The following is a 17181-nucleotide window of genomic DNA, read 5'->3' on the forward strand; positions in this document are numbered from 1 at the left end:
GGGGCGTTCGGCTGAGCATGAGTCCTGGCAACAGGACTCACTCCCGCTCAGTCCCTAGGAACGGTCGACGGCACGTCAGGGGGGCGGCGGGGACTACCTCTCCAACGAGATCGCCTACCGGGCGACGCTGCTGCGGGACCGGCTGGGGCTGCACGACTCGCTGCCGGGCGGGCATGTGCACACGCCCGTGCTGCAGTTCGGGGCGGGCAACACCGATCCGGCGACCGGGTCCGTGACCGACCCGGAGTTCGTGCGCAACCGGCTGGACATCATCGCCCAGGTGCGGACGATCCTGAGCGTGGCGGCGGGCAGCCCGGTCACCGGGTGACGCGCTTGTCGTCGGTGGCCGCCCCGTCGTCCGCGTCCTCTGCGTCCTCTGCGTTCTCCTCCACCGTCTCCTCGCCCAGCAGTTCGCGCGCCATCAGCGTGGCGCCCGCGACCGCGCCCGGCATCAGGAACACCGCGACGAACGGCACCAGGAAGGCCACGCCGAGGGGTGTACCGAAGCCCCACACCAGGGTCTTGCGGGAGCGCAGGAGGGCGAGGCGGTCGCGGAGTTCGACGCCGCGGCGCTGGAGGGCGACGGCGGTGAGCTCCTCGGTGAGGAAGAAGCCGGTGACGACGAAGCCGATCACCGGCACGACCGTCTGGCCGACGACCGGGATGAAGCCGAGGGCGAAGAGCAGGACGCCCCACAGGAGGGCGCGGAACACGATCCGGAGGCTGTCGCGGGCCGAGATCCACAGCTCGCGCCAGAGCGGCAGCCCGGACTCGGGGGCCGTGCCGTCCGGGGAGACGTCCCGGTCGACCTTCTCGGAGAGGTTCTCGTAGAAGGGCTGGCCGACCAGGAGCGTGACCGCGGTGAAGGTGAGGACGGAGAGCAGGAGCGCCAGGGCGAACAGAACGGCCGTGAGGAAGCCGCGGAAGAGACCGAGCCAGGGGCTCGACCAGTCGTCGGCGAAGGGCGTCGCCCAGGCCACGAAGGCCGCGCCCCACAGGGCCAGTGCGACGAGCGCCGCCGCGTAGAGGACGAGTGTGATGAGGCCCGGGAGCAGCCCGAAGCCGTACTGCTTGCCGTGCCGGGCCACCCATCGCTGGCCCTTGAGGAGATAACTGAAACCCACCCCGAGATCGCGCATGGGGGAACTCTATCGGGGGCCTGTCGCCAGCCAGGGCTCACACGGGTCCCAGCCTGGTCATACGGGGGTCACGGCCACGAGAAGCGTAGGGATCGTTACCACGGGCTGTCCTCCCGTTCCGGCTCGCCGCACGCCGACGCTGTTTCCGCCCTCAGGATGCCCGGTCCAGGAGGCCCGGGATGCGCCGTCCGGGGCATCCGTGGCACCAACTCCCTCTTGTTGCGGTTGAGTCGAACAGGTACACCTCGCCGTACCGATCTCAGGAAGCCTTGGAGGAGGTACGCGTGCGCACCACGAGAACCGTTCCTGCGAGACCCGTTCTGATCACCGCCCTCGCCGTCACCGCGGCGGGGTCGCTGTTCCTCACCCCGCACACCGCCGGCGCGACACCCCAGCCCCCAGTCACCCGGGACGACCCCGCCCTCGACCAGCGCGCCGCGCAGGCCCCGGCGAGCGCCGCCCGGCGAGCCCTCGCCGCCACCACCGACCCGGTGGCCGACGACAGCCGCGGCTACCCGCGCGAGCAGGTCCTCACCCCCGACCCCGAGAACCCCGCCGACAAGTCCGTCAAGCTCGGCCTCACCCCGTACCACGCGATCGCCCCGAAGCTGAACGCCCTGCAGGCCCTCGGCGACCGGGTGAGCGTGGAGGTCGCGGGCCGTTCGGCGGGCGGGCACCGGCTCTACCTCGTCACCGTCACCGCGCCGGAGAGCGGCCGCCAGGCCCGCGCCCAGGCGCGGATGCGCGAGCTCATCGAGAACGCGCCCGCCGCGGCCGCCAAGAGCCGGGAGGTCAAGGCGGGTTACAAGACCCCGGTCTTCATCAACAACAACATCCACGGCAACGAGTGGGAGGGCACCGACGCCTCCCTGAAGCTCATCGAGCAGCTCGCCACCGCCAAGGACCAGAAGACGCGCGACCTCCTCTCCCACTCCCGCCTGTACTTCAACATCACCGCCAACCCGGACGGCCGTGTCGCCGGCACCCGCGCCAACGCCAACGGCTTCGACATGAACCGGGACTTCGTCACCGCCTCGCAGCCCGAGGTACGGGCGATGCGGCAGATCCAGATCGACAAGCAGCCGGCCGTCATGCTCGACCTGCACGGCTACGTCAACGGCACCCTCATCGAGCCCACCACTCCCCCGCACGGCGAGAACTACGAGTACGACCTCTTCCTGAAGAACACCTACGCCAACGCCCTCCGCATGGAGTCCGCCGTCAACGGCCTCGGCTACACGCCGGAGAAGGACGGCGTACAGCCCGCGCAGATCCCGTTCCGGGACGAGGAGGAGGGCTGGGACGACTGGCCGCCGATCTTCACCCCGCAGTACGCGGCGTTCCACGGCACGGTCGCCGCGCACACGGTGGAGATCCCGTTACAGGTGAACAACGCGGCCTACACCAGCCTGCCGGAGAGCGAGCTGCGACGCCGGTCCGCGATCAACGTGGATGTGGCGGGGGCCGCACTCCGCGCCACCCTCGACTACGTGCGGAGCAAGCGCACTTCGATCGTCGCCGACCAGATCGAGGTCTTCCGGCGGGGTGCCGCGGGCGCCGCGCAGGTGGCGGTTTCGGAGGAGACGGTGCCGGGGGTGCCCGGGATCGGCCCGGAGGACGTCTACACGACCGACTTCCCGCGCGCCTACGTCATCCCGGCCGGCCGGGGCGCCCAGCGCTCCGCGACCGCCGCCGCGCGTCTCGTCGACCACCTCCTCGCCAACGACGTCCGCGTCACCCGCGCGATCCGTGCCTTCCGGCTCGACGGGCGGACGTACGCGAAGGGCTCGTACGTCGTCGACATGCGCCAGGCCAAGCGGGGCATGGCCAGTGTGCTGCTGGCCGACGGGAGCGACATCAGCGACAAGGTGTCGGTGATGTACGACATCTCCGGGTGGAGTCTGGGCCGGCTGTGGGGTGCGACGGTCGAACCGGTGAGGCGCGGGAGCCTGTACGGCGTTTCCGCCCGCCCCGTCTCCGCCGCCGCGCACGTCGGTTACGTCGCGCCGCGCGGCAACCTGCGCCTGAGGCTCGACGACGCGCGGGAGATCGCGGCGCTCAACTCGCTGCTGCGGAAGGGCATTTCGGTACGGCAGGCAGCGGACGGCAGCGTCATCGTGCCGGGCTCGGCGCGAGCCCAGGCGGCGGTCGCCGCGAGGACGTACGACGTCGCCTTCGACGCCACGACGGCGACCGGCACCACCGCCCTGCACCGCACCCGGGTCGCGGCGGCCGTCACACCGGGTGAGCTGTTCGCGTTGCGGGAGATGAACTTCGAGGTCACGCCCGTCTCGGCGGCCGTGCTCAACGCGGGCTTCGACTGGTCGGCGGTGGACGTGCTGTTCGTGTCGGCGGGGCTGGAGTACGAGGACCTGGGCACGGCCGCCCGTACGGCGCTCGACGGCTTCCTCGACGATCACGGTCTGGTCGGGCGCGGTGCCACCGGTGCGGCGCTCAACTCCGCCACCGGGCTGCTGGCCGCGAAGCCGGTCGAGGGCAACGGGGACGCCAATGGTGTGGTGCGGATGGTGAACTCCGGGGTTCTCACCGGTGGTTCGCCGGACCACGGGTTCGTGTACGCGCCCGTGTGGTTCACGGATCTCGGTCCCGAGGTCCGCGTGGAGCAGTCGTACGCGGCCGGGAACCCGCTCGTCTCCGGGCACTGGCGGCCGGCGGAGGACGGTACCGGCGGGCCCGCGGACGCGGCGGGGCAGGCCTCGGTGGTCAGCGGTGCGCAGGCCGTGCTGTTCGGCACGGAGCCGCTCTTCCGGGACCATCCCAAGGGGGAATTCGCCCAGGTCGGGAGGGCGTTGTTCAGCATGGCACAGGCAAGCGGCGCAGATGAGGAGAGCGGATGACGCAGGAGATCCACGGCACGGTCGCGGCCGGCTTCGAGGCGGTGCGCGCGGAGTTCGCCGCGTTCGTGGCGGGGGAACTGCCCGATTACGAGGGGCAGTTGTGTGCCTACGTGCACGGACGCAGAGTCGTCGACCTGTGGGCCGGGGACGGCGCCCGGGCCGACTCCCTCTACGGCGTGTTCTCCTCCACGAAGGGTGCCGCCCATCTGGTGGTCGCCCTGCTCGTGCAGGACGGCACCCTCGAGCTGGACCGCAAGGTGACGTACTACTGGCCGGAGTTCGGCGCCGAGGGCAAGGCGGGGCTGACCCTGCGCGATCTGGTCGCGCACCGGGCCGGTCTGGTCGGGCTCGACGCCGGGTTCACGGACGACGAGCTGGCCGACGACCGGGCGATCGCCGAACGGCTCGCGGACCAGCGGCCGTTCTGGCGGCCGGGCACGGCGTTCGGCTACCACGCGCTCGTCATCGGGGCGCTCACCGGTGAGGTGGTACGGCGGGCCACCGGCCGTTCGCTCCAGGAGGTGTACGAGGAGCGGGTGCGGGCGCCGTACGGGCTGGACTTCCACCTCGGTCTGCCCGAGTCACTGGAGCCCCGCTTCCGGTCGGTGCAGCCGATGGCGCCGACGCCGGTGCAGCAGGCCGAGCTGGCCGCGATGCCGAGTGCCCCGCACAGCCTCGCCTCGATCGCCTTCAACACGCATGTGGCCGACCCCGGGGATCTGATGAGCTACGGCAACTCCCGTACGGTGCGCGCCAAGGGGCCGGCGTCGGCGGGCGGGGTCGCGGCCGCGCGGGGGCTCGCCGGGATGTACGCGGCGGCGATCAGCGAGGTGGACGGACGGCCACCGCTGCTGAAGCCGGACACGGTCGCCGAGGTCGGGCAGATCCATTCGATCGGCTACGACCTGGTGTCGCGGACGCACAAGGCGTTCGGGCTCGGCTTCCAGGCGACGGCCGACATGGCGTACCCGTTCCTGGGTGCCGGGACGTTCGGGCACAGCGGGGCTGCCGGGTCACAGGCGTTCGCGGATCCGCGCAGCGGGCTGGCGTACGGGTACACGCGGCGGCGGTATGCCTTTCCGGGCGGGGCGGCGCCGGAGAACGAGCGGCTGGTGCGGGCGGTGCACACGGCGGCACTCGCGCACTGATCCACCCGGATACGACGGAGTCCGCACCCCACGTCCAGGGGTGCGGGCTCCGTCGTGTGCAACGAACGCGGTCAGGCGGGCGTCACGGGTGTGGGCTCAGACCTTGACGATCATCTTGCCGGTGTTGTCGCCGCGCAGCACCCCGAGGAACGCCTCCAGGTTGTTCTCGATGCCCTCGACGACCGTCTCGCGGTACTTCAGCTCGCCGGAGCGGACCCAGCCGCCGACCTCCTGGACGAACTGCGGCTGGAGGTCGTAGTGGTCGTTGACGAGGAGGCCCTCGATGCGGCCGCGGGTCGCGATGAGGCGGGCGAGGTTCTTCGGACCGGGGGCGGGCTCGGTGTTGTTGTAGACCGAGATCATGCCGCAGATCGCGATACGGCCGCCGAGGTTGAGGGAGCCGATCGCGGCCTCCAGGTGGTCGCCGCCGACGTTGTCGAAGTAGACGTCGACGCCGTCGGGCGCCGCCTCGCGCAGCTGCTCGCCGACCGGCCCGTTCTTGTAGTTGAAGGCCGCGTCGAAGCCGTACTCCTCGACAAGGAGCTTGACCTTCTCGTCGGAGCCGGCGGAGCCGATGACCCGTGAGGCGCCCTTGAGCCTGGCGATCTGGCCGACCTGGCTGCCGACGGCACCGGCGGCGCCGGAGACGAAGACGGAGTCGCCCTCCTTGAAGGAGGCGGTGCGCAGGAGGCCGGCGTAGGCGGTGAGGCCGGTCATGCCGAGGACGCCGAGGTACGTGGACAGGGGCGCGGCGTCCGGGTCGACCTTGACGGCCTGCTTGGCGTCGATCGTGGCGTACTCGCGCCAGCCGCCGAAGTGGAGCACGTGGTCGCCCGGGGCGATGCCCTCGGCGTTCGACGCGACGACCTCGCCGACCGCGCCGCCCTGCATGACCTTGCCCAGCTCGAACGGGGCGACGTACGACTTGGCCGCGGACATCCTGCCACGCATGTAGGGGTCGACCGAGAGGTACTTGTTCCGTACGAGGACCTCGCCCGTGCCGGGCTGCCGGATCTCCGCCTCGACCAGGGCGAAGTCCTCGGGCTGCGGCCAGCCGACGGGGCGGCTGAGCAGGTGCCATTCGCGGCTGGTGGCGGGGAGGGCGGGGGTGTCGGACATGAGGGGCCTTCCTGTTTCCTGCGTTCTCGTGCGTGCGGCTCGATCTGCCTCAATTTACTTCAGCATCTGAAACAACCATGCTCCTGAATATTTCATGTTGTCAAGTAAAGGGGTAGCCTGGAGCCCATGGCCACGCAGAAGACGACACCCCGTATCGACCCGCTGACCCTTGAGGTCGTCGACCTCATCGGCACGGTCGTGGCCCGCTATCACGAGGAGTACGAGGACGCCGCCGCCGAGCACGCCCTGACCGGCGCCCAGGCCCGGCTGCTCAGCCTGCTCTCCCTGGAGCCGCTGCCCATGCGGCGGCTCGCCCAGAAGCTGAAGTGCGAGCCGTCGAACGTGACAGGGATCGTGGATCGCCTGGAGGCTCGGGGGCTGGTGGAGCGCCGGCCCGACCCGAACGACCGCCGGGTGAAGCTCGCCGCGACCACGCAGGAGGGGCGTCGGGTGGCGCGCAGTCTGCGCGATTCGCTGGACTTCGCGCGGGAGCCGCTCGCGGGGCTGTCGGCGGCGGAACGGGAGTCCCTGCGGGACCTGTTGCGGCGGATGGTCGGGGCGTAGTGTCAGTGGGCTTGCCTACACTCACCGCCCATGACTGATCAGGTCGTACAACCGAGAAGAGTCGAACCTCCGATCGCCGGCGACGAGGCGGCCACGCTGCTGGGCTCCCTGGAACGCCAGCGCGCGACTTTCGCCTGGAAGTGCTCCGGCCTGGACTCGGCCGGTCTGCGGGCCACCGTGGGCGCCTCCGCCGTCACCCTCGGCGGCCTGCTGAAGCATCTCGCCCATGTCGAGGACACCCACTTCAGCCGACTGCTGCTGGGGCGGGAGAAACCGGAGGCGCCGTGGGACGGGGTGGACTGGGACGCCGATCCCGACTGGGCCTGGCGGTCGGCCGACGACGACAGTCCCGAGCAGCTCATGGACCTCTGGCAGTCCGCGGTCGCCCGCTCCCGCGCGGTCGTCGGCGCCGCGCTGGCCGAAGGCGGCGTGGCGCAGCTGGGGCGCTTCACCACCTCCCGGGGCGAGTCCCCGAGCCTGCGCCGCATCCTCGTCGACCTCATCGAGGAGTACGCCCGGCATGTGGGCCACGCCGATCTGCTCCGCGAGTCGGTGGACGGGCTGACGGGGGAGGACCCGCCGGACTGACCCCGGGCGAGAACGCCGAGCGGTCCGTCGCACGGTGTACGTGCGACGGACCGCTCCGGAGCGAAGGCGTTCTCTTCGGCTCAGGCTTTCTTACGGGCCGTCATGGCGCGCTGGATCAGGATGAACGCGCAGAGCAGCACACCGGTGGCGATCTTCGTCCACCAGGAGCTGAGCGTGCCCTCGAACTGGATGATGCTCTTGATCAGGCCCAGGACGAGGACGCCGAAGAGGGTGCCCAGGACGTAGCCGGAGCCGCCCGTCAGCAGCGTGCCGCCGATGACGACCGCGGCGATCGCGTCGAGTTCCATGCCGGTCGCGTGCAGCGGGTCACCGGACTGGATGTACAGGGTGAAGAGCAGGCCCGCCAGCGCCGAGCAGAACCCGCTCACCGTGTACACGGCGATCTTGGTGCCGCCCTGCGGAAGACCCATCAGCAGGGCCGACTGCTCGTTGCCGCCGATGGCGTACACCCGGCGTCCGAAGGGCGTGTAGTGCAGGACGTAGAACGCCACGGCGAGGACGACGAGCGCGACGATGGCGCCCACCGACAGGAAGCCCACCCCCAGCGAGGCCTGCGCCTGCGCCATGCTGCTCACCGAGGCGTCGCCGATGGCGATCGACTCCTTGCTGATGACCAGGCACAGGCCCCGGAAGAGGAAGAGGCCGGCGAGGGTCACGATGAAGGGCTGGATCTCGAAGTTGTGGATCACATAGCCCATCAGGAAGCCGCCGAGGGCTCCCACGGCCAGCGCCATGGGGATGACGACCAGGATGGGCAGGCCCTGACGCTCCACCAGCCATGCCGTGAACATGGTCGTGAAGCCGATCACGGAGCCGACGGACAGGTCGATACCGCCGGACATGATGACGAAGGTGGCGCCGACGGCGGCGACCAGCAGGTAGCCGTTGTCGATGAAGAGGTTGAGGAAGACCTGCGGTTCGCCGAAACCGTAGTTCTGGTAGCGGCTCAGGCCCGCGATGTACATCGCGAGGAAGAGCGTGGCGGTCACCAGGACGGGCAGGCGCCGGTCACCGAGCAACTGCGCGGCCTTGGACGTCGTACGGCTGTCCGGCGCCGTGGGGGTCTGGGTGGTCGCGCTCATCACGACACCTCCATCTTGGGGGCTGCCTCGGGCGTCGTGGCGGTCTTCGCCGGGGTGGCGGGCGACGTGCCGCCGCCCGTCGCACCGGACTTGGAGCCGAACTTGGCACCGAAGACCTTCGCGCGGAACTTCGGGGACTGCAGCAGGCAGACGATGATGACGACGGCGGCCTTGAAAACCAGGTTGGTCTGGGTCGGCACGCCGATGGTGTAGATCGTGGTGGTCAGCGTCTGGATGACGAGGGCGCCGATCACCGTGCCGCCGATGGAGAACCGGCCGCCCAACAGCGAGGTGCCGCCGATCACCACGGCGAGGATCGCGTCGAGTTCGATCCACAGGCCGGCGTTGTTGCCGTCCGCGGCCGAGGTGTTGGAGCTGATCATCAGGCCCGCGATGCCGGCGCACAGGGCGCAGAACACGTACACCATGATCTTGATGCGGAGGGACCTGATGCCGACCAGTCGGCTGGCCTCGGCGTTGCCGCCGACCGACTCGACGAGCAGGCCGAGCGCCGTGCGGCGGGTCAGCGCCACGGTGACGGCCACGACCGCGGCCACCACGAAGATCGAGAAAGGCAGCGTCAGCCAGTAGCCGCCGCCGATCAGCTTGTACGGCTCACTGTTGATGGTGATGATCTTGCCGTCGGTGATCAGCTGGGCGACACCGCGCCCGGCGACCATGATGATCAGCGTGGCGATGATCGGCTGGATGCCCATCCGGGCGACCAGGAAGCCGTTCCACAGGCCGCAGACGACCGCGGCCACCAGCCCGACACCCATGGCCAGGAACACCGCGGACAGGGCGTTCTGGTCGGCCTGGTCACTGATGTACGAACAGGTCAGGGCGCCGGTGATGGCGACCACGGCACCGACGGAGAGGTCGATGCCGCCGGTGGCGATGACCAGGGTCATGCCGACCGCCACCAGGATCAGAGGCGAGCCGAACAGCACGATCGAGACGAGGCTGCCGTAGAGGTGGCCGTCCGTCATCCTGATCGAGAAGAAGTCGGGGGTGAAGGGGACGTTGACGAGCAGCAGGACGACCAGGACCGCGACCGGCCAGAACAGGTGATGGTGCGTCAGTGCTCGCCAACGGGAGGTGGTGGTCACTGGTGTTCTCCGCTCGCGATGGTCTCGAGGATCTTGCTGGAAGTGATCTCCGGCCCGTTGGTGAGCCGCGCCACCAGCTTGCGGTCGCGCAGCACCCCGATGGTGTGGCTGAGGCGGAGGACCTCCTCCAGCTCGGCCGCGATGTAGAGCACGGACATGCCGTCCTCGGAGAGGGACACCACGAGCTTCTGGATCTCGGCCTTGGCGCCGATGTCGATGCCGCGCGTGGGCTCGTCGAGGATCAGCAGCTTCGGCTGGGTGATCAGCCAGCGGGCGAGCAGCACCTTCTGCTGGTTGCCGCCGCTGAGCTGACCGACGCGGGCCTCCGGGTTGGCGGGGCGGATGTCCAGCGCCTTGATGTACTTGCCGACGAGTTCGTCGCGCTGGGCGGACGGGATGGGCCGGGTCCAGCCGCGGGCTGCCTGCAGGGCGAGGATGATGTTCTCCCGCACCGTCAGATCCGGGACCAGGCCCTCGGTCTTGCGGTTCTCCGAGCAGAACGCGACCCCGGCGCCGATGGCGTCGTTCGGGGCGCTCATCGAGACCTGCTTGCCGCCGATGGACACCTTGCCGCTGTCCGGCTGGTCGGCGCCGAAGAGCAGCCGGGCGAGTTCGGTACGGCCGGAGCCGAGCAGGCCGGCCAGTCCGACGACCTCGCCCTTCTTGATCTCCAGATCGAAGGGGGCGATACCGCCCGTCCTGCCGAGGCCGTCCGCCTTCAGCAGCGTCTCGCCGACGTCGGCGTGCAGCTGGTGCTCGTGGAGCTCCTCCAGCTGGTCCAGGGCCTTGCCGATCATGAGCTGGATCAGTCCGACCTGGTCGAGCTCGCTCACCATGTGCTCGCCGACGAGGGTGCCGTTGCGCAGGACGGTCATCCGGTCGCAGATCTCGTAGATCTGGTCGAGGAAGTGGGAGACGAACAGGATCGCGACCCCCTCGTCCTTCAACCGCCGCATCAGGCGGAACAGTTCGAGGACCTCGTCGCGGTCGAGGCTGGACGTCGGCTCGTCCAGGACCAGGACCTTGGTGCCCTGGCCCTCCCCAGCGCCGGTGCTCACCGATCGTACGATCGCGACCAGTTGCTGCACGGCGAGCGGGTACGAGGACAGGGGTGCGGTGACGTCGATGTCGAGGCCGAGCCGGTCGACCAGCTCCGCTGCCTCCTTGCGCAGCCGCTTCCACTGGATGCGGCCGAAGCGGGTCGGTTCCCGTCCGATGAAGATGTTCTCCGCCACCGACAGGTTGGGGCAGAGGTTGACCTCCTGGTAGACCGTGCTGATGCCGGCCTGCTGCGCCTGCAGCGGGCTGCCGAACCGCACGGACTTCCCGTCGAGGGTGATCGTGCCGCCGTCCAGGGAGTAGACCCCGGTCAACACCTTGATCAGGGTGGATTTACCAGCGCCGTTCTCGCCCATCAGGGCGTGGATCTCGCCGGGGAAGAGCCGGAAGTCGACACCCGACAGAGCCCGTACCCCCGGAAACTCTTTGACTATGCCCGTCATCTCCAGGACGGGCAGCGGCTCTGCCATGGCAGCGCTCCTCATGGATTTCGTTCAGGCCCGCAGGGAGCCCCCTGGACAACCCTCTGGGCGGAGGGCTTGGTCAGGCGGAGGCTCCCTGCCGGTGGGTGCGGTCGGTCAGTACTTGCGAGTGGGGAGCGCGGCCTTGGCCTGGTCCTGCATGAAGTCGCTCTCCTCGGTCTTGATCCAGCGCTCGACCGTCTCGCCGTCCTTGACCTTCTGGACGACCTCCATCAGCTGGGGGCCGAGCAGCGGGTTGCACTCGACGATGGCGTTGATCTTGCCCTCGGACATGGCGATGAAGCCGTCCTTCACGCCGTCGACCGTGACGATCAGGATGTCCTTGCCGGGCTTCTTGCCGGCCGCCTCGATGGCCTGGATGGCGCCGATGCCCATGTCGTCGTTGTGCGCGAACAGCACGTCGATGTCCGGGTTGGACTGCAGGAAGGCCGCCATGACCTGCTTGCCGCCGGCGCGGGTGAAGTCGCCGGTCTGGCTGACGACGATCTTCCAGTCGTCCGCGTGGTCGGCGTCCATGACCTCCTTGAAGCCCTTGGCACGCTCGATCGCGGGGGCGGCACCGGTGGTGCCCTCCAGCTGTGCGATCTTCACGGGGCCCTTGTGGCCGGCCTTCTCGAGGACCTTCTCCAGGATCTTGGCCGCGCGCCGGCCCTCGTCCGTGAAGTCGGAGCCGACCAGGGTCACGAACAGGGACTCGTCGGAGGTCTCGACGGAGCGGTCGGTGAGGACCACCGGGATCTTCTTGGCCTTGGCCTCCTTCAGCACCGCGTCCCAGCCGGTGACGACCACCGGCGAGAAGGCTATGACGTCCACACCCTGGGTGATGTAGCTGCGGATCGCGGAGATCTGGTTCTCCTGCTTCTGCTGCGCGTCGGAGAACTTGAGGGTGTAGCCCGCCTCCTTGGCCGCTTCCTTCACCGAGTCGGTGTTGGCACTGCGCCAGCCGCTCTCCGAACCGACCTGGGAGAAGCCGAGGACGAGCTTCTTGCCGCCGCCGCTGCCGGAGTCGGAGGACGAGGAACTGTCGTCCTCCTTGGCGCAGGCCGCCAGGCCCGTCGCAGCCACCACGCCGACCGCCGCAGTGAGGAAGTTCCGTCTGTTGAGCATGTTCTTCTCCTTTGAAGAGCCGGCCCTGGGATGGACCCGCTGGTACTCGATGGGACCGGCCGCACTGCGTCCAGCCTGTCGATCATTGTTCGAAATGTCGGCCGCGCTGGTGGATGGAAGGCGATCGGTTGGTGTCATGTCAGCCGGGAGCGGTCCCCGGTTGAGGGTGGTACGGAAAGGTGCTGGCGCGGACGACGAGTTGAGGTTCGATGGCGATTTGTGATGTCCCGGAGGGGGTCCGGCCCTCGATGAGGTCCAGCAGCAGGGCGATGCTCCGCGTGCCCACCGTCGAGAAGTCCTGCCGGACGGTGGTGAGCGGCGGAGCGAAGAACTCCGACTCCGGGATGTCGTCGAACCCGGCCACCGCGACGTCCTGGGGAGTTCGCACGCCCGCCTCACGCAGAGCCCGCAACACCCCCAGCGCCATCTGGTCGTTGGCGACGAAGACTGCGGTCAGACCGCGGCCCACCCAGCCGGCCAGTTCCTGGCCCGCACGGTAGCCCGACAACGGACTCCAGTCACCCCGCAGCGGCATCGGCGGTTCCACGCCTGCCTCTTCGAGGGTCGCCCGCCAGCCGACGGTCCGGTCCGCCGCCTCCTGCCAGTCCTCGGGCCCGGCGAGATGCCAGACCTTGCGGTGGCCCGCGGCCAGCAGATGGCCGGTGACCAGCCGCGCACCCAGATGTTGATCCACGTTGACGCTGGGGATCTCCACGCCGGACCCGGTTCCCACGGCCACCACCGGAAAGGGACGGCGGAGTTCGGCGAGGGCCTCGACCGCCGACCGCTGCGGGGCGATGGCGATCACCCCCTCCACCCCTCCCTCGCTGAGGTGGTCCAGGGCCTCGGACAGCGTCTCCACCGTCAGTTTGCGCAGACTGACCGTCGAGACAAGATACCCCTCGGCACGCGCCGCCTCCTCGAGCGCGAACAACGTGCTGGCCGGGCCGTAGAGCGTGGTGTTGGAGGCGACCACGCCCAGGGTCCTGGTGCGCCGGGTCACCAGGGCCCGTGCGGAGGAGTTGCGGCGGTAGCCCATCTCCTCGATCGCGCGCTGCACCCTGGCCCTGGTCTCGTCCCGCACATTGGGGTGATCCCCCAGTACGCGGGACACGGTCTGGTGGGACACGCCGGCCAGGCGTGCCACGTCGGCCATGGTGGGCGGCCGAAGCTGCGAGTGTGTCACGGCCGCACCTCCTTGGCGGTCGTCTGCCGATAAGACCTGTGCTGTGGGCTGGTGGTTCCCCGCCGTCGGCTTCACGCCGGGGTTCCGGAAAGCCTCATGGCACCGGGTGGGAAGGCGAGTTGAGTCACTGCTGGCACGTCCTCGTAGCTCCTTGGTTGCCGCCCGGCGCGGAATGGTGAACGCGGAGGTCATTGTGAGCGCTAACAATTCATGGCGGTCAAGAGGGCTGCATCAGGGAAGTCGTCACGGTTGAATAACGCGGCACGCTGCGAGTGTTCAGGAGGCGGTCGGCCGTGGCGCACATCGCGGCCGGGAAACAGGCCGGGTGTCGACACGAGGTGTGCCGTAGCCGAACGGCGATGTGGCGACAGGACCGACAGGACCGACAGGACCGACAGGACCGACAGGACCGACAGGACCGACAGGACCGACAGCCGGGCCTCCCCCGCACGGAGAGGCTCACGCGACCCCCGGTCACCGTCGGCTTCGGACGACGAGCGGTCCGCCCGTCCGGAACCCTACGAGCACCACCACAGGAAGCGCGTGCACGTCTCCGAAGGGGTCGGATCCGGGGTCGGGAGGTCCGAGGTCGGATCAGCCGTCGGGGTGCTGGAGTCCTGCGGTGGGGAGGTCGCGGCGGGAGCCGAGGAGGTGGGGCGCGCCGTCGCGTTCGAGGCCGGACCGCCCTTGGGCTTGTCCCGGTCCTCGTCCTTGGGCTCCTTCGACGCCGAGGCCGAGGCAGACGCCGACTCGTCCGGCGAATCCCCGTCGGCAGCGGCCGATCCGCCCGCCCCGTCGCCGGCTGCCGAGCCACCCTCCGACGAAGTCGTCGGCGAAGCGGCGGAGGCCTCATCCGCGGACACCGCGTTCGGCTCCGCCGGCGGCGCCTCCATGCCGAGTTCCACGAGACTCAGCCCGCCCACGGCGAGCAGCAGCCCCGTCCCGATCACCAGCACCCGTCGGCGACGGCGCCGGTGCAGCGCCGCCCGCCGGTCCCGCCGGCCCGCCCCCGCACCGCGTCCACGGTCCCGGGCTCGACGTCCACCGGCCTCCGGGGCGTCGCGTTCGCGCGCTTCGTCGCGTTCGTCGTGTTCGTCCACGGACTCGTCGTCCCGATCGGACAACGAGTCCGCGTACGCCCGGCACGCTTCGGCCGATGTGCCGCACCCCGGGCAGGCGAGGGCGCCATTGAGGTGCCGTTGGCACGGGTGGCAGTAGTCCATGACGTCGGAAGATTATGTTCCGCACGGGTAACGTTCCCGGGCGGAGCCGTGAAAGTTGTGTGGGAGCCTTGTGTTGTGGCGTTTCGGGGCGGGGACAGCCCGGACCATTGCCCGCCATCCCGGCCATCGCGTCGAAACCGTTGTGCGTTCGACCCATTGACACTCCGACCGCGTCATCCTTACTGTCGCGACCAGCATTTCGAACGTGTGACGATATTTCGAACAGAGCCGAAGAGGACGAGGGAGTAGCTACCGTGCGCATCACGGGAATCAGCACGCACGTGGTAGGGACGCCATGGCGCAACCTGACCTACGTCCAGGTGCACACCGACGAGGGGCTCACCGGCGTCGGCGAGACCCGCATGCTGGGCCACACCGACGCCCTGCTCGGTTATCTGCACGAGGCAGAGGCCAACCACATTCTCGGGTCGGACCCGTTCGCTGTCGAGGATCTGGTCCGCCGTATGAAGTACGGCGACTACGGGCGGGCCGGCGAGATCGTGATGTCCGGCATCGCCGTGATCGAGATGGCCTGCTGGGACATCAAGGGCAAGGCCCTCGGCGTCCCCGTCTGGCAGCTGCTCGGCGGCAAGGTCACCGACAAGGTCAAGGCGTACGCCAATGGCTGGTACACCACGGAGCGCACCCCCGAGGCGTACCACAAGGCCGCGCAGGAGGTCATGGCGCGCGGTTACAAGGCCCTCAAGATCGACCCCTTCGGCACCGGTCACTTCGAGCTCGACCACGACGAGACGCTCTACTCCGTCTCCCTGATCGAGGCTGTACGTGACGCCATCGGGCCGGACTCCGAGCTGATGCTGGAGATGCACGGCCGCTTCTCCCCCGCCACCGCCGTCCGGCTGGCCAAGGAGCTGGCGCCTTTCAAGCCCGCGTGGCTGGAGGAGCCGTGCCCGCCGGAGAACCTGAAGGCGCTGGAGAAGGTCGCCGCCAAGGTCGACATCCCGGTCGCCACGGGTGAGCGGATCCACGACCGGATCGAGTTCCGGGAGCTCTTCGAGAGCCAGGCCGTGGACATCATCCAGCCCGATGTCGGTCACATCGGCGGCATCTGGGAGACCCGCAAGCTGGCCGCCACCGCCGAGACGCACTACGTACTGGTCGCGCCGCACAACGTGGGAGGGCCGGTCCTGACCGCCGCCTCCCTCCAGGTAGGCTTCACCTCGCCGAACTTCAAGATCCTCGAGCACTTCAACGACTTCGCGGACGCGGAGATCAAGAAGGTCATCTCGGGGGCGCCGGAGGTCGTGGACGGCTACTTCCACCTCTCCGACAAGCCCGGCCTCGGCGTTGAGCTGGACGTGGACGCCGCGGCGGAGTTCCCCCAGCAGCAGGCCCGGTTCGACCTGTGGGCCGAGGGCTGGGAGCAGCGCAAGCCCAAGGGGAGCAAGTGAGCACCCGCCGGTCCGGCTCCAGGGGGACCCAGTGAGCACCGCCGTAGTCATCGAGGCGCCGGGCGAGCACCGGCTCGTCCCGCACGAGCCCCGGCAGCCCGCCGCCGGCGAGGCCCTGGTCCGCGTGCACGCCTCCGGGATCTGCGGCAGTGACCGCGAGGTCTACCAGGGCAACCGGCCGGAAGGATACGTCCGCTATCCCCTCATCCCGGGCCACGAGTGGTCCGGAACGGTGGAGGCGGTCGGGGACGGGGTACCGTCAGGTCTTGTAGGCCGCAAGGTCGTGGGCGAGGGCTTCCGGAACTGCCAGGTGTGCGACCGCTGCCACGCGGGCGAGACCACGCTGTGCACGGCGGGCTACGAGGAGACCGGCTTCACCCAGCCGGGCGCCATGGCCACCACCCTCACGCTCCCCGCCCGTCTGCTGCACGTTCTGGCGGACGACGCGGATCTGACGGCGGCGGCACTGCTGGAGCCGGCCGCGTGCATCGCGGCCGCCGCACTCAAGGCGAACGCCCTCCCTGGCGAGAAGGTCGCCGTCGTGGGCACGGGAACGCTCGGAATGTTCGCCGTTCAGTTCCTGAAGGCGGGTTCGCCGGCGGAACTGCTCGTCGTGGGCACCCGGCCGGACCGGGCGGAGCTGTCGAAGCGGTTCGGTGCCACGGACTTCCGCACGAAGGACGAGGAGCTCCCGGACGACTTCGACGTCGTCATCGAGACCGCCGGGTCCGCGGACGCGGCGCGCACCGCCGCCGCCCTGCTGCGGCGCGGTGGGCGGCTGGTCCTGACGGGGATCCCGGCGTCGGGTGCCGACGGACTCGACCCGACCGATCTCGTCGTACGGCAGCTGGAGGTGCACACCGTGTTCGGGGCGCCGCCGGACGCCTGGGCGCACACGGTGCGGGTCTTCGGGGCCGGGCTCCTCGATCCGCTGCCGCTCGTCACGCACGAGCTGCCGCTGGCGGAGTTCCCGCAGGCCATCGATTTGGTGGGGTCCGGCGACCCGACGGTCGGAAAGGTCCTGCTGCGGCCATGACCCACCCCTGAGCCGTACGCCGGTACGGGGTACCTGACGACTCCGTAC

Annotated in this window: 14 protein-coding genes and 1 pseudogene; 7 read left to right on the plus strand and 8 right to left on the minus strand. The window is 69.7% G+C overall.

Going from position 1 to position 17181, the window contains the following annotated elements:
- Positions 1-64: 64 nt before the first annotated feature.
- Positions 65-328 (plus strand): annotated as a pseudogene (locus AQJ91_RS48665) (pyroglutamyl peptidase); the annotation flags it as partial.
- Here the strand turns inward: AQJ91_RS48665 and AQJ91_RS03745 are convergent.
- A complete protein-coding gene (locus AQJ91_RS03745) occupies positions 318-1139 on the minus strand; it encodes an EI24 domain-containing protein (RefSeq protein ID WP_067016299.1) in 822 nt (273 codons plus the stop codon). The pseudogene AQJ91_RS48665 and the gene AQJ91_RS03745 overlap by 11 nt on opposite strands.
- Before the next feature lie 284 nt (positions 1140-1423).
- On the opposite strand from AQJ91_RS03745, the gene AQJ91_RS03750 reads away from it, so the two are divergent.
- Together AQJ91_RS03750 and AQJ91_RS03755 are read left to right on the plus strand one after the other, a co-directional pair.
- Positions 1424-3997, plus strand: a complete 2574-nt coding sequence (locus AQJ91_RS03750) for a M14 family zinc carboxypeptidase (RefSeq protein WP_067017190.1) — start codon at positions 1424-1426, stop codon at positions 3995-3997.
- Entirely contained in the window at positions 3994-5145 is a 1152-nt protein-coding gene (locus AQJ91_RS03755; RefSeq protein WP_067016301.1) for a serine hydrolase domain-containing protein, read from the plus strand. The genes AQJ91_RS03750 and AQJ91_RS03755 overlap by 4 nt, the downstream gene beginning before the upstream one ends.
- A 96-nt stretch (positions 5146-5241) precedes the next feature.
- On the opposite strand, the gene AQJ91_RS03760 is transcribed toward AQJ91_RS03755, so the two are convergent.
- A complete protein-coding gene (locus AQJ91_RS03760; protein WP_067016303.1) occupies positions 5242-6264 on the minus strand; it encodes an NADP-dependent oxidoreductase in 1023 nt (340 codons plus the stop codon).
- A 126-nt stretch (positions 6265-6390) separates the two neighbouring features.
- On the opposite strand from AQJ91_RS03760, the gene AQJ91_RS03765 reads away from it, so the two are divergent.
- Positions 6391-6828 (plus strand): MarR family winged helix-turn-helix transcriptional regulator, encoded by a 438-nt coding sequence (locus tag AQJ91_RS03765; RefSeq protein WP_067016305.1) that lies wholly within the window; start codon positions 6391-6393, stop codon positions 6826-6828.
- Between the two features lie 30 nt (positions 6829-6858).
- A complete protein-coding gene (locus AQJ91_RS03770; RefSeq protein WP_067016307.1) occupies positions 6859-7416 on the plus strand; it encodes a DinB family protein in 558 nt (185 codons plus the stop codon).
- A gap of 80 nt (positions 7417-7496) precedes the next feature.
- Here the strand turns inward: AQJ91_RS03770 and yjfF are convergent, their stop codons facing one another.
- From yjfF to AQJ91_RS48675, 6 genes are all read right to left on the minus strand, one after another.
- Positions 7497-8519, minus strand: a complete 1023-nt coding sequence (gene yjfF / locus AQJ91_RS03775; protein WP_067016309.1) for a galactofuranose ABC transporter, permease protein YjfF — start codon at positions 8517-8519, stop codon at positions 7497-7499.
- The gene (locus AQJ91_RS03780) at positions 8519-9628 is read right to left on the minus strand and encodes an ABC transporter permease (protein ID WP_067016311.1); all 1110 of its coding nucleotides are present in this window, start codon (positions 9626-9628) and stop codon (positions 8519-8521) included. Before AQJ91_RS03780 ends, yjfF begins: the two co-directional genes overlap by 1 nt.
- Entirely contained in the window at positions 9625-11157 is a 1533-nt protein-coding gene (locus tag AQJ91_RS03785; RefSeq protein ID WP_067016313.1) for a sugar ABC transporter ATP-binding protein, read from the minus strand. The genes AQJ91_RS03780 and AQJ91_RS03785 overlap by 4 nt, the downstream gene beginning before the upstream one ends.
- 108 nt (positions 11158-11265) lie before the next feature.
- The gene (locus AQJ91_RS03790; protein ID WP_067016315.1) at positions 11266-12276 is read right to left on the minus strand and encodes a substrate-binding domain-containing protein; all 1011 of its coding nucleotides are present in this window, start codon (positions 12274-12276) and stop codon (positions 11266-11268) included.
- 139 nt (positions 12277-12415) lie between these two features.
- Complete coding sequence (locus tag AQJ91_RS03795) at positions 12416-13462, minus strand: LacI family DNA-binding transcriptional regulator (protein ID WP_067016317.1); 1047 nt, start codon at positions 13460-13462, stop codon at positions 12416-12418.
- 518 nt (positions 13463-13980) lie between these two features.
- The gene (locus AQJ91_RS48675; protein WP_067016319.1) at positions 13981-14685 is read right to left on the minus strand and encodes an SCO2400 family protein; all 705 of its coding nucleotides are present in this window, start codon (positions 14683-14685) and stop codon (positions 13981-13983) included.
- Between the two features lie 254 nt (positions 14686-14939).
- Here AQJ91_RS48675 and AQJ91_RS03805 point away from each other — a divergent pair, with 254 nt between their 5' ends.
- Both AQJ91_RS03805 and AQJ91_RS03810 read left to right on the plus strand, forming a co-directional pair.
- Positions 14940-16097, plus strand: coding sequence for a mandelate racemase/muconate lactonizing enzyme family protein (locus AQJ91_RS03805; protein ID WP_067016322.1), 1158 nt, complete (start codon positions 14940-14942; stop codon positions 16095-16097).
- A 31-nt stretch (positions 16098-16128) separates the two neighbouring features.
- Positions 16129-17133: a zinc-dependent alcohol dehydrogenase gene (locus AQJ91_RS03810; protein WP_067016324.1), complete on the plus strand. Its 1005-nt coding sequence runs from the start codon at positions 16129-16131 to the stop codon at positions 17131-17133.
- Positions 17134-17181: the final 48 nt, after the last annotated feature.

Source organism: Streptomyces dysideae (genome assembly GCF_001514305.1).
GTDB lineage: Bacteria > Actinomycetota > Actinomycetes > Streptomycetales > Streptomycetaceae > Streptomyces > Streptomyces dysideae.